This window comes from Cupriavidus sp. 22TCCZM01-5 (assembly GCF_057798915.1).
The window spans coordinates 46,364-58,789 of the sequence record NZ_JBYOJR010000040.1 but is presented as its reverse complement, the minus strand read 5'-3'; the positions used below and the strand labels follow the sequence as shown (position 1 = coordinate 58,789).

Annotated in this window: 9 protein-coding genes; 2 read left to right on the top strand and 7 right to left on the bottom strand. The window is 67.1% G+C overall.

All coding sequences use genetic code 11. The annotated features are described in order from the left end of the window. Positions 1–675 precede the first annotated feature (675 nt). Positions 676–2,055: a DUF1329 domain-containing protein gene (locus tag AC3FNH_RS28050; protein WP_488722394.1), complete on the top strand. Its 1,380-nt coding sequence runs from the start codon at positions 676–678 to the stop codon at positions 2,053–2,055. A 950-nt stretch (positions 2,056–3,005) separates the two neighbouring features. Next, positions 3,006–3,830 carry a 3-oxoadipate:acetyl-CoA acetyltransferase gene (locus AC3FNH_RS28045; protein ID WP_488722393.1) on the top strand — a complete coding sequence of 275 codons (825 nt, stop codon included), beginning with the start codon at positions 3,006–3,008 and terminating at the stop codon, positions 3,828–3,830. Between the two features lie 85 nt (positions 3,831–3,915). Here AC3FNH_RS28045 and AC3FNH_RS28040 read toward each other — a convergent pair whose 3' ends face one another. From AC3FNH_RS28040 to AC3FNH_RS28010, 7 genes are all read right to left on the bottom strand, one after another. Continuing rightward, complete coding sequence (locus AC3FNH_RS28040) at positions 3,916–4,707, bottom strand: SDR family oxidoreductase (protein WP_276101913.1); 792 nt, start codon at positions 4,705–4,707, stop codon at positions 3,916–3,918. 2 nt (positions 4,708–4,709) lie between these two features. Further along, the gene (locus tag AC3FNH_RS28035; RefSeq protein ID WP_488722392.1) at positions 4,710–5,795 is read right to left on the bottom strand and encodes a 3-ketosteroid-9-alpha-monooxygenase, oxygenase component; all 1,086 of its coding nucleotides are present in this window, start codon (positions 5,793–5,795) and stop codon (positions 4,710–4,712) included. A gap of 71 nt (positions 5,796–5,866) precedes the next feature. After that, positions 5,867–7,108 (bottom strand): NADH:flavin oxidoreductase, encoded by a 1,242-nt coding sequence (locus AC3FNH_RS28030; protein WP_488722396.1) that lies wholly within the window; start codon positions 7,106–7,108, stop codon positions 5,867–5,869. Between the two features lie 29 nt (positions 7,109–7,137). Further along, positions 7,138–9,591, bottom strand: a complete 2,454-nt coding sequence (locus AC3FNH_RS28025; protein ID WP_488722391.1) for an efflux RND transporter permease subunit — start codon at positions 9,589–9,591, stop codon at positions 7,138–7,140. A gap of 28 nt (positions 9,592–9,619) precedes the next feature. After that, positions 9,620–10,582 (bottom strand): WD40/YVTN/BNR-like repeat-containing protein, encoded by a 963-nt coding sequence (locus tag AC3FNH_RS28020; protein WP_488722390.1) that lies wholly within the window; start codon positions 10,580–10,582, stop codon positions 9,620–9,622. 130 nt (positions 10,583–10,712) lie between these two features. Next, positions 10,713–11,915: an acetyl-CoA C-acyltransferase gene (locus AC3FNH_RS28015; RefSeq protein WP_488722389.1), complete on the bottom strand. Its 1,203-nt coding sequence runs from the start codon at positions 11,913–11,915 to the stop codon at positions 10,713–10,715. Between the two features lie 16 nt (positions 11,916–11,931). Next, on the bottom strand, positions 11,932–12,387 hold the full coding sequence (locus tag AC3FNH_RS28010) for a MaoC family dehydratase (protein WP_276101918.1): 456 nt from the start codon (positions 12,385–12,387) through the stop codon (positions 11,932–11,934). Positions 12,388–12,426: the final 39 nt, after the last annotated feature.

Genomic DNA, 12,426 nt, shown 5'->3' with positions numbered 1-12,426 from the left:
GTCCGCCATGAATCAGTTTGCTATTCTGTATGGCGAGCGATTTACTGCCGCTCGAAGCTGACAGAATTCAAAACCGCCTCGCACACAAAAATACGGACAGGCCCGTTTCGGGGGCTCGTTCAATCATTGCTTGAAAGCCTACCGGCGGACGCGCACCACGCGGCAGGCAGCCAGGCACACTCTGAAGTTCATACCCGTACAACACCCTCAGCACACTACGATCAATATTCGCCCGCTAGGGCAAGTCAACGCGCTTTTTGGTTACTTTTTGTCGCTCGGACAAAAAGTGACTCGCCGGCTACGCCGGCGAAACAGCAGCGCCCGCCAAGCATGACAACCCCACCCCTACCCCATTCCCTCATTCTGTAGAAGAACCTCATAGCCCCAGGGCCTGTGTAATGCCCTCGCAGCCGCTTCCTCTCGCCCGGCCCCAGCCGAGACACCCATGCAGCCTCCGGGCTGCTAGGGAAACCCACTAGTCCATTCCAACGATTCCCCCGCGACGCGCCATCTCTACGCTGTCAGCACCGACACACGCCAACGCGTGGCTGGTCCATCCCGGCAAACAGCGCAGCGACCCGGGCACATCGGCCCTGCCCCTGCCGGACGATGCGGGCGACTTCCGTTCCGGCGCAGGCGCCGCCGGCAATTCCCCTTACAAGGAGCGAGACTTCAATGACATCCACTACACATCGGCTGCTGCGCGGCAGCGTGCTGGTCACCAGCATGGCACTGGCCGCGGCAGCGTGGGCAACGGTCACCCCGGAAGAACTCAAGCAGCTTGACGGCAACCTCACGCCCATGGGCGCGGAGCGTGCCGCCAGCAAGGACGGCGATGTCCCCGCCTGGACCGGCAAGTGGCAAGGCACCCCTCCCCACGTCAAGTACCAGCGTGGCGACCGCTATCCGGACCCGTATGCCGACGAGAAGCCGCTGTTCGTCATTACCGCGCAGAACATGGCGCAGTATGCCGAACGGCTCAGCGAAGGCGAGAAGGCGCTGTTCAAGAAGTACCCCGACACCTTCAAGATGCCGGTGTACCCCAGCCATCGCGACTTCCGCTATGAGGACGCCGCCTACAAGGACATCCGCACCTACGCCACCACCGTCAGCATGACGAGCGATGCCAATGGCCTGAAGGATGCGGGCCCCCAGGTGCCCTACCCGATCCCGAAGACGGCCATGGAACTGCTGTGGAACCAGCGCTTTTCCGCGGCCATTGGCACCGAGAAGGCGCAGTACGACCAGGCCGTGGTCTATCCGAACGGATCGATCGCCTGGGGCCGCGTCTCCTACAGCATCTTTTCGCCGCGCAACAACGGCAAGTTCGACCCCAAGAACCCCCTCAACGAGCGCACCTTCTTCCGCACCGCCACCGACCTGCCCTTGCGTGACCGCGGCCAGGTGATCGTGGGCTATGCCGTCTGGGACCAGGAAGGCTCGGACACCAACCGCACGTGGATCTACAACCCGGGCACCCGCCGCGTACGCCAGGCGCCGGAGTACGGCTTCGACCAGCCCCAGGGCCCGGGCGGCTTCCGCACGGTGGACGACGACCGCCTGTTCAACGGCTCGGGCGAGCGCTACAACTGGAAGATCGTCGGCAAGAAGGAGATCTACATCCCGTACAACAGCTACAAGCTGATGAGCACTTCGGTCAAGTACAAGGACCTGCTGACCAATGGCCACGCCAACCCGGACGTCATGCGCTACGAGCTGCATCGCGTATGGATCCTGGAGGCAACGCTGAAGTCGGGCTTCCGCCACCAGTATGCGAAGCGTGTGCTGTATCTCGATGAGGACACCTGGCAGTCGCTGGCCGCCGATAACTACGATGGCCGCGGCCAGTTGTGGCGCACCAATCTCCAGGCCCTGGTCTACGCCTATGATGCGCGCCGCTTCTCTGCCGCCACCGCGTTCTACCACGACCTGATCTCCGGCGCCTACCTGGCCGACCGCCTGACCAACGAGGGCCCGATGGCAAAGCTCAACAGCAACCCGGAATTCAGCGAGGCGCTCTTCTCGCCGGACGCCGCGCGCGGATCGGGCACCTGATCGTAGTGCATTACGGGGCCGGGCAAACCCTTCGCCGGCCGGTTCTTCCCACAGCCGCCCTTGCCGCACGGCGAGGGCTTTTTTTGCTCGATTGCGGGGGGAGGTTTCCTTGGCATGCGCCGCTGTTTCGCCGGCGTAGCCGGCGAGTCACTTTTGTCTCGCGACAAAAGTGACCAAAAACGCGTTTTCGTGGCTGACGAACGGACCGTGGTGGTAAAGACAGTACAGGGCATAGCCAGACTGCCTGCCGCGTAGATGATCAGGATAGACGCGTCAGATGAGCGAACCCGGATTACTTGGTGGCCCCGGCTAAGCGCGCCATCGGTGGGACGCCTACGGCTCCGCTGCGCGCGGCTCAGTGAGAAAACTGAAAAGGCAAACGGCGAGGGGGAGAAGCACCGCGCCAGCGACATTGATGCCGCGCGCACACCGACTAGGAAGCGCGCGCAGCGCAGCCACCTCGTTGGAACGCTGTACCCGAGCCCTACATGGGGATCGTACAAGAGCCGGTTATCGGAGGCACTGGTTCTGAATCACTATGCGTAGCAGATTCGAACGGGCAACCAAGCCTCGCGAGACCAAAGCCGCTTGAAAACAAGAAGCGTATCGTTGATGGCCAGCCGCCAGGCGACGCGCTTTTCTGCTTACTCTTTTGTCGCTCGGACAAAAGAGTAAGTCGCCGGCTACGCCGGCGAAACAGCGGCACCTGCCAAGAACGCCACGCCAATCCAGCATGCGGCGTGCAGCGTGCGACATGCGACGGCTATCGATACTCCCTCCGTATCGTTGCAAACCCAATCAGTATTGGACGCAGCCAGGCAGCCGCCCATACGATGCAAGCGAGTTGTCGACCGATACGAACGAGGACAGCGCCAATCCGGCGCAGAGGCCGCCTTCCCGGTGCCAGACAATGCCCCCCGCCCCCTCTACCTGATCTACTGAAATCGAGCATGAACAAGCCTTGCATCATCTCTGTTGCGATCACGGGATCACTGCCGCGCAAGAAAGACAATCCGGCTGTGCCGATCACAGTGAACGAGCAAGTGGAATCGACCCAGGCGGCATTCGAAGCCGGCGCGACCCTGGTTCATCTCCACGTACGCAACGATGACGAAACTCCTACGTCAAATCCCGATCGTTTCGCGCTGGTGCTGGAAGGCATTCGCAAGCACGCGCCGGGCATGATCACGCAGGTGTCCACCGGTGGCCGCTCCGGGGCCGGCAATGAGAGAGGTGCCATGCTGTCGCTGCGGCCTGACATGGCATCCCTGGCAACCGGCTCGGTCAATTTCCCGACCCGGGTTTATGACAACCCGCCGGACCTGGTCAACTGGCTCGCCGCCGAAATGAAAGCCTACGGCATCAAGCCCGAAGTCGAGGCCTTTGACCTGTCGATGATCTTCCAGGCCGCAGCCATGCAGGCGGCGGGCGCGATTGTCGGGCCCCTGCATATCCAGTTTGTCATGGGCATCAAGAACGCAATGCCGGTCGATCGCGAAGTGCTTGAATTCTACGTTCGTACCCTCAAGCGCCTTTCGCCTGATGCGACATGGACCGGCGCCGGCATCGGTCGCGATCAGCTGACGATGGCTCGCTGGTCTCTCGAACTCGGGGGGCACTGCCGCACCGGCCTCGAGGACAATGTGCGGATGGACAAGAACACGCTCGCCCCGTCCAATGCCGCGCTCGTGCGCCAGGTTGCCGAGCTTTGCGCTGAGTATGGCCGCCCTGTCGCCACCGCAGCCCAGGCTCGCCAGATCCTGAGTCTGGGCTGAACGCCATTCCCGCATCGCTCACCGCAACTTTAACCCCGAGCCCTCCAGGTCCCGCCGGACCGAAGGACGGATTCCGACGTGCGCTTCAGAACATCAGTGGCCGCTGCGCGGCATCGAGTCCACCGTCGATGAACACCACGTTGCCATGCAGGTAGGCGGCATCCGGCCCGCACAGGAAGGCAATCAGCGCGGCCACCTCTTCGGGCCGGGCGCGGCGGCCCAGCGGCGGCACGAAATCGCGGATGGCATCGCCGTAGCGCGGATCCTTCAGCCCCGCCTGCAGCAGCGGCGTTTCCACCGCGCCCGGCGCGACCACGTTGAGGCGCACCCCCGCCTGGCCCCATGCGGCGGCGCGTTGCCGCGCGGCCGCCGTGACCGCGTGCTTGGAGCTGGCGTAGGCGATATAGCCCGCCTGATCGCGCGTGGCCTCGGCCTGCGCGGCGGCAGCCACCATGGCCAGCACGCCGGCCTCGTCGCCAGCAAGATAGGCATCGCGCAGCGGGCTGCCTTCCCACGACTGAAGCGTGGACGAGTTCGACGACACCACTACCGCCCCAGGGTCCGAGCCCTGGCGCAGCGCTTCGAACAGGCCGTCGAGCAAGGCCACCACGCCGAAGTAGTTGACCGATGCCACCAGCGTGGCAGGGTCGACATGCGGGCCCAGCCCGGCACAGCACACCAGCTGGTCGATGCGGCCGCCCGAGCGCGACAGCACGGCATCGAGAGCGCCAGCGCGCCCCTGCTCGGTAGACAGGTCGGCAAGGACGTCCGCGTCGCGCAGGTCCACGCCGATCACCCGGCAGCCGTCGGCCAGCATGCGCGCGCGCACCGCCGCGCCCATGCCGGACGCGGCGCCGGTAACCACCACCGTCCTCATGGTCAGCCCTCGAACACGTGCCGCAGCACCGGCGGCTCGATGTTGGCCAGATTCATCTCGACCACGCGCCGCGCCACGCTGGACGGGCGCACCTGTTCAACATCCGTGTAGAACTGCTGGTACCAGTCGCGCATCTGGTAGATCGGCCCGTCACCTTCGCACAGCAGCGGGTTGTCGATGCGGATCTTGCTGTCCCAGATCGCCACGTCCTCGTAGAAGGCCGCACGCGCCTGCTCCACATAGGCTTGCGCCATGGCGCGGTTCTGTTCGTCGGACAGCCCGGGGATCTTCTTCACCAGCACGCCATAGCGCAGCACGAAGCTGTTCAGGTCGATCGGCACGTGGCAGTTGAGCAGGATCGAGTGGATCTGCTGGTCGCCCATCTGGCCGGTCATCTCGGTGATGTGGTACGCCGGCCCGAAGTAGGTCGACAGCGCCGTCAGGCGCGCATCGCCGGACAGGCGCGCACTGCGCCCGATCATCAGCTGCGTGGCCTTGTGGTCTTCGAACAGGTTGCCGAAATAGTCCACCGGCGCGCCATGCACTACGCCGAAATGCGCCATGTCGGAGATGTTGTCGACCAGCTCGCGGCAATTGGTGCGGATCAGCATGTCGTCGATGGCCCACTCCGACCACTCCGGCGAATAGCAGGCATTGATGCGCGGGATGGCCACTTGCGGTGGCGCCGGGCGGCCCTCGGGATCGTTCCAGATGAACAGCAGCCGGTTCTGCTCGCAGGTCTCCCAGGCGCCGACACGCGCCTTGGGCGGAACGCGCTTGCAGTAGGGGATGGACTTGCAGCCGCCGTCGCCGCCCCACTGCCAGCCGTGGAACGGACACACCAGGTTGTCGCCCTGCACGGTGCCGGTGCTGAGGTCTGCGCCCATGTGCGGACAGTGGCCGTCGATCACGCGGATGGCGCCGGTCGAGTCGGCAAACGCGGCCAGGCGGCGGCCGAAGATGTCCAGCGTGTGGGGCTTGCCGTCGCGGTAGGCGTCGGCCAGGCCCAGGCAGTGCCAGCCGCGCGCGTAGCGGTCCGCGGGCGGGCGTGATTCGATCTTGTAGCCGCTGATGCCGTTCGTGCTCATGGTGTCTCCTTGAAATCCCGTGGGAACTTCAAGATAAGAGCGTCCGGGCGGCGGCTCATCGTCCCATCGGACTACTGCAATGCGACCAGCCGCGCCAGCGCCGGGTCGTTGCCGGGGCCATGCACGCAACTGACGCCGGCGGGGTCGTAGATCCGGGCCACGCAGCCATTGCAGCTGTCGCAGGCCGAGCGCTGCACCGTGCCGCGCTGCCAGTTGGCCACCAGCGCGGGGTCATGGATCAGCACGCGTGCCAGCGCGATGCCGTCGAAGCCCTCTTCCATGAGCTGCGCCACATTGCCGATCGACTTGACGCCGCCGACGTAGGCCAGCGGCATGCGCACCGCCTGCCGCACCACGCGCGACGCCTCAAGGAAATACAGCTCGCGGAAGGCCAGCGCGCGCGGCGTGCGCTTTTCCAGCATGGTGATGCCGAAGCGGGCCAGCGCGGTCGGCGCGGCGGCCTTCATCTGCGCCGTCGGCATCGGGCTGCCGAACAGCGCCCACGGGCTTTCCACGTTGCGCCCGCCACTGAGCGTCAGCAGGTCGGCCCCCTCCGCCTCGAGAATGCGCGCGGTCACGGCGGAGTCCCCGGGCTGGTTGCCGCCCGGCACGCAGTCGCTGACGCTGAGCTTGCAGCACACCGCCAGCGCGCCACCGACGGCATCCTTCACCTGCCGCAGCACCGCCGCCGGGAAGCGGGTCCTGTTTTCCACGCTGCCACCGAACGGATCGCGCCGCCGGTTGCTCAGCGGCGACAGGAACTGGTTGAGCAGGTAGCCGTGCCCCATGTGGAGTTCGACTGCATCGAAGCCGGCCTCGCGCGCGAGCCGCGCCGCCTCGGCGAACTGGCAGGCGACCCGCGCCATGTCGGCCTCGCGCAGGGCGCGCTGGAAATACACGCCGTGCATCATGCCGAAGGCGTTGAGGCCGGGCGAGGCACTGCCCGGCGCGCGGCTGCCGCCGTGGCGCATGGTGGTGAACGAGCCCGCGTGGGTGATCTGCAGGCAGGCCGCCGCGCCTTCGCGATGCACGGCGTCGGTCAGCACGCGCAGATGCGGCACCTGCTCCGCGCGCATGCTGATCTGGTGCGGGAAGGTCAGTCCGTCGTCGGCCACGGCCGCGTAGGCCACCGTGGTCATGCCCACGCCGCCCGCGGCAAGATCGCGGTGATGCCTGACCAGCGCCTGCGTGGGCAGGCCATGCGGGGTCATGCCTTCGTTCGCGCCCGCCTTGATGAAGCGGTTGCGCAGCGTGAGCGGGCCGATGCGCAGCGGCGTGAAGGCCGTTGCGGCGGCTGCCTGGGTATCGCGCATCATGTCTCTCCTGGTATTGCTTGCGTGGCTCAGGTTGCGTCCGATTTCAGCGCGGGCGCCGGCGCCACCGACCGGCCGCTTTCCGCCGACGCGGCAGTGCTGGCCGCGGCGCGCGCACGCTCCTCGTCCTCCACCCCCAGCCACGCCGCCAGCGCCGGCAGCAGCGATACCGCGCCGAACAGGTTCACCAGGAACATGAAGGCCAGCAGGATGCCCATGTCCGCCTGGAACTTGAGCGCGGCAAAGGCCCAGGTGCCCACGCCGATGCACATCGTCAGCGCCGTGAACAGCGCCGCCGAGCCGCGCTGGCGCATGGCCTCGGCAAAGGCCTGCGGCAAGGACTGCGCTTCCTCGCGGATCTGGTGCTGGATGCGCTCGTACAGGTAGATGCCATAGTCGACGCCTACACCAACGCCCAGCGTGATGACCGGCAAGGTCGACACCTTCAGGCCGATGCCGAGCCGCGCCATCAGCGCATTGCACAGCAACGACACCAGCGTCAGCGGCACGATGATGCACAGCACTGCGCGCCACGAGCGGAACGTCAGCAGGCACAGCAGCGTGATCGCGCCGAAGATCGCCAGCAGCATGGCCACTTCGGCCTCTTCCACGGCTTCGTTGGTCGCCGCCATCACGCCGATATTGCCGCCGGCCAGGCGGAACGCCACGTTGGGCGTCTTGTCGGTGGCGTTGAAGCGGCGGATCTCGCGGATGATGTGGGCAATCGTCGCGCCCTCGTGGTTGGCGGTGTAGATCAGCACCTGGATGGCCTGGCAGTTCGACGTATTCATGCCATTGTCCGGGTCGTAGGCCTTGGCGCCCTGGCTCAAGCCGTCGCTGCTGCGCGGCAGCGCCTCCCAGCGCGGGTTGCCTTCGTTGTAGGCGCCGATCACCACCTTGGCCAGCGACGACACGCTGACCACCGACTGCACGCCGGAAACGCCGCGCATATGCATCTCGAAGCGTTCCACCGCACTCATCACCGGGTAGTGCAGGCAGCCGTCGTCGAAGCCGGTCGGCTCCACCACCACCGTAAGCGCATCCGAGCCGATGTTGTACTGGCTCACGATCTTCGCGCTGTCGTGGTTATAGCGAGAATCCACGCGCAGCTCCGGCGCGCCGGTGCCGACATCGCCGATCTTCAGGCCGCGCGACTCGATGGCGCCGGCCGCCAGCAATGCCAGTGCAGCCACGAACACGCCGAGTGCGGGCGCCGGGCGCGCCAGCGCGCCAAATTTCTGCCACAGCCCGCCATTGCCCTGCCCTGTCTCCCGCGCACGCCGTGCCTGCGCGCGCGCCAGCGCCGACGGCTCCAGCCGCGTGTACGACAGCAGGATCGGCAGGAATACCTTGTTGGTCACGATCATCAGCAGCACGCCCAGGCAGGCGGTAATGCCGAGCTCGCGCACGATGTCGATCTCGATGCGCATGATGACCATAAAGCCCAACGCATTGGTCAGCAGCGCCACCGTGCCGGGGATGAACAGCTTGCGGAAGGCCGCGCCGGCGCTGTCCAGTGCATTGAGGCCCTGCACCACCTCCTGCTTCCAGGCATTGGTCATCTGCACCGCGTGCGAGACCCCGATCGAGAAGATCAGGAACGGCACCAGGATCGACATCGGGTCGATGCCGTAGCCCAGCAGCGGCAGCAGGCCCAGCAGCCAGCACACCGGCAGCAGCGCCACCGCCAGCGCCAGCACCGTGATGCGCAGCGAACGCGTGTACAGCCACAGCAGCAGCGCCGTGACGGCGAAGGCCAGCGCGAAGAAGCCCATCACGCCCGCGATCCCTTCCTCGACATCGCCCACCAGCTTGGCGAAGCCGACCACATTGACCTCGACATCGGTGCCGCTGAACTGCGCGCGGATCTTCTCGAGCTGGCGCGCCACGGAGCCGTAGTCGATGGTCTTGCCAGTGGCGGGATCGGTCTCGCGCAGCTCCGCGCGGATCAGCGCGGACTTCAGGTCGTTGCTGACCAGCCGGCCGATCTGCCCGGAACGCGCCACATTGCGGCGGACCTTGTCGAGTTCGTCCGGCGTGCCGGAGAAGCGCCCCGGCACCACCACGTCGCCGCGAAAGCCCGCTTCAGTCACCTCGGTGTAGCGCACGTTCGGCGTGAACAGCGAGAACACGCGCGAGCGGTCCACGCCGGGGATGAAGAACACTTCATCGGTGGCGTGGCGCAGCTTGTCCATGAAGGCGGCGTTGTAGATATCGCCGTCGCCCTTCCAGCGCAGGCTCACCAGCACGGTATTGGCACCGGAGAAAGTGCTCGCGTACTTGGTGAACACCTGCATGTACGGGTGCTGCAGCGGGATCATCTTGTTGAAGCCGGGATCGAGCCGCAGGCGCGTGGCGGAGAAGCCAAGCGCCACGGTCACGGCCAGGCACAGCAACATCAGCAGGCGGCGCTGGCGCATCAGCACGCCGGCGCAGGCATCGACGAAACGGCCCAGGCGGCCGGGGGAGTGGGGGCGGGTCATGATCGTTCTCGCGTCCGGTCGGGCGGATTCAGTGATTGGCGGCGAGCGTGGCGCCAGCCAGGCCGCCATTGCCGCCGAGTGCCAGCGTGTCCTTGCCGGTCGGGGCCAGCGCGGCCAGGGTCTGCGGGCTGCCGGCAGGCAGCGCCGCGAAGTGGCGCCCGCCATCGGCGGACATCACCAGCATGCCGCCCTGCCCGGCCAGCACGATGCGGCCATCGGCCAGTTCGGCGCCACCGAAGAACGAAGTCCTGAGGCCGGTTTCCGCGGCCTGCCAGGTGGTGCCGGAGTCCTCGCTGCGCAGCGCGTTGCCGCGCATGCCGAAGGCCAGCCAGGCACCGTCGCGCAGCGGCAGCACGCCGTACAGCGAGCCGTCGTAAGGGGTCCTGAGCGGCTCCCAGTGGCTGCCGCCATCGGTCGAGCGCAACACCAGGCCGGCTTCGCCGACCAGCATCAGGCGCCCCTGCCCGTCGGCAGCGATGGCGTTGAGGTGGCGGTCCTGCATGGTCTTGTCCGCCGCCGTCTCCCAATGCCTGCCCTGGTCGTGCGACACCAGGAACCGGCCGAAGCTGCCCACGGCGAACCATGGGCCGCTGGCCCGTGCCAGGGCGCCGAGCAGGGGGTCGGACGATTGTTCGTCGAAGGCGACCTGCTGCCAGTGCGCGCCGCCGTCCTCGGTGCGCAGGATCAGGCCGCTGTGGCCGACCGCGATGCCCTGGCGGCCATCGGCAAAGGCAACTTGCGTCAGCGTGGCGCCTTGCGGCTTATCCACCGAGGCCTGGCGCCAGTTGCGCCCCAGGTCATCGCTGAGCAGGATCTTGCCGCGCTCGCCGACCGCGACCAGGCGTTCGCCGGCGCGGGCGATGCCGTTGATCTGCAGGCCGTCGGGGCGCAGCGTGGAGGCCGGGAATGGCGGCAGCGGGCGCGGCGCGAAGGCCCACACCGCGGTGGCCAGCACGGCCAGCGACATGGCGATGCCGATCAGTCGTTTCATGATGTCTCCTCCGTGTGGAGTGGTGGCAGGCGGCCTCGTGGCGGGCCGTCCATGCCGGGGCTGCCTTGCGCAGCGAACTGTATCCTCCCCTCCCGGCTTTCGGGAAAGGGGAGAAAACAAGCGGCCCTTGTTACAGGACGTCGAACAACGCAGCGGCACCCATGCCGCCACCGATGCACATCGTCACCACTGCCTGCCGCACGCCGCGGCGCTGGCCCTCGATCAGCGCATGCGCGGTCATGCGGGCGCCCGACATGCCGAACGGGTGCCCGACCGAGATCGCGCCGCCGTTCACGTTCAGCCGCGCATCGGGAATGCCCAGCTTCTGCTGGCAGTACAGCACCTGCGAGGCAAAGGCCTCGTTCAGCTCCCACAGCCCGACATCCGCCACCGTCATGCCGTGGCGCGCCAGCAGCTTCGGCACCGCTAACACGGGGCCGATGCCCATCTCGTCCGGCGCGCAGCCCGCCACCGTCATGCCGCGATAGCGGCCCAGCGGCCGCAGGCCGCGGCGGCGCGCTTCGTCGGCGCTCATCAGCAGCACCGCGGCGGCGCCGTCGGACAGCTGCGAGGCATTGCCCGCGGTGATGTACTCGCCCTCGGCCACCGCCTGCCCGCCGCTCCAGACCGGCTTGAGCGCGGCCAGGCTGGCGGCCGTGGTATCGGGCCGGTTGCATTCGTCCTGCGCCAGGCGCACGGTCTCGTGGCCGGTCAGCGCGCCGGACTTGTCGAACAGCGCGCGGCGCGTTTCCAGCGGCACGATCTCGTCGTCGAAGGCGCCGCGGCGCTGCGCCTCGGCGGTGCGCTGCTGGCTGCGCCAGGCGTAGGCGTCCTGCTCGGCACGGCTGATGCCGTAGCGGCGCGCCACCACCTCGGCGGTCTCGATCATCGCCATATAGGCGGCCGGCTGCCGTGCCAGCACCGCTTCGGACTGGGCGCGGTAGCTGTTCTTGTGCTTGTTCTGCGTGAGCGAAATGGATTCCGCGCCGCCGGCCACGATGATGTCGGCCTCGCCGCACTGGATCGCGCGCGCGCCCGCGGCGATCGTCATCAGGCCCGAGCCGCACATGCGGTCCATGGTCATGCCCGGCACGCTGTCGGGCAGCCCGGCGGCCACCGCGCACAGGCGACCCAGGTTGTAGCCCTGGGTGCCCTGCTGCGCGGCCGCGCCGATCAGCACGTCGTCGATCTCGGCCGGGTCCACGCCCGCGCGCTCGACCACCGCGCGCACCACGTGGCCGCCCAGCACCGGGGCTTCGGTATCGTTGAAGGCGCCGCGAAAGGCCTTGCCGATCGGGGTGCGCGCAACGGCGACAATGACTGCTTCGTTCATGCTTGATTCCCTATGGTCAGAAGTAGTAGCGGCTGATGGTGTCGGCCACGCAGGCGGGCTTGGCCTCGCCTTCGATCTCCACCGTCATGCGCACCACCGACTGCACGCCGCCTGGCAGCGTCTCGGCGCGCACCAGTTCGCCCACGCCGCGCACGCGCGCGCCGACGCGCACTGCCGCCGGGAAGCGGACCTTGTCGCAGCCATAGTTGACGCCGAACTTCATGCCTTCGACAGTGACCAGTTCCGGCAGGAACTGGTTGACCAGGGCCAGCGTCAGGTAGCCGTGGGCAATGCAGCCGCCGTAGGGGCCCCGCGCGGCGCGCTCCGGGTCGACATGGAGCCACTGGTGGTCGCCGGTGGCATCGGCAAACTGGTTGACCTGGTCCTGGGTGATGCGGGTCCAGGCGCTCTCGCCGAGGTGCTGGCCGACGGCGGCGTGGATGTCTTCGGCGGAGCGGAAAATACGTGGCATGTCTGGTTCCTACTCTTGTTCCCGATTCCGGCTGTGCTG

Excerpts from the sequence above, each read along its gene's own strand:
- AC3FNH_RS28050 (WP_488722394.1), top strand. The coding sequence starts at position 676 with ATGACATCCACTACACATCGGCTGCTGCGCGGCAGCGTGCTGGTCACC.
- AC3FNH_RS28045 (WP_488722393.1), top strand. The coding sequence starts at position 3,006 with ATGAACAAGCCTTGCATCATCTCTGTTGCGATCACGGGATCACTGCCG.
- AC3FNH_RS28040 (WP_276101913.1), bottom strand. The coding sequence starts at position 4,707 with ATGAGGACGGTGGTGGTTACCGGCGCCGCGTCCGGCATGGGCGCGGCG.
- AC3FNH_RS28035 (WP_488722392.1), bottom strand. The coding sequence starts at position 5,795 with ATGAGCACGAACGGCATCAGCGGCTACAAGATCGAATCACGCCCGCCC.
- AC3FNH_RS28030 (WP_488722396.1), bottom strand. The coding sequence starts at position 7,108 with ATGCGCGATACCCAGGCAGCCGCCGCAACGGCCTTCACGCCGCTGCGC.
- AC3FNH_RS28025 (WP_488722391.1), bottom strand. The coding sequence starts at position 9,591 with ATGACCCGCCCCCACTCCCCCGGCCGCCTGGGCCGTTTCGTCGATGCC.
- AC3FNH_RS28020 (WP_488722390.1), bottom strand. The coding sequence starts at position 10,582 with ATGAAACGACTGATCGGCATCGCCATGTCGCTGGCCGTGCTGGCCACC.
- AC3FNH_RS28015 (WP_488722389.1), bottom strand. The coding sequence starts at position 11,915 with ATGAACGAAGCAGTCATTGTCGCCGTTGCGCGCACCCCGATCGGCAAG.
- AC3FNH_RS28010 (WP_276101918.1), bottom strand. The coding sequence starts at position 12,387 with ATGCCACGTATTTTCCGCTCCGCCGAAGACATCCACGCCGCCGTCGGC.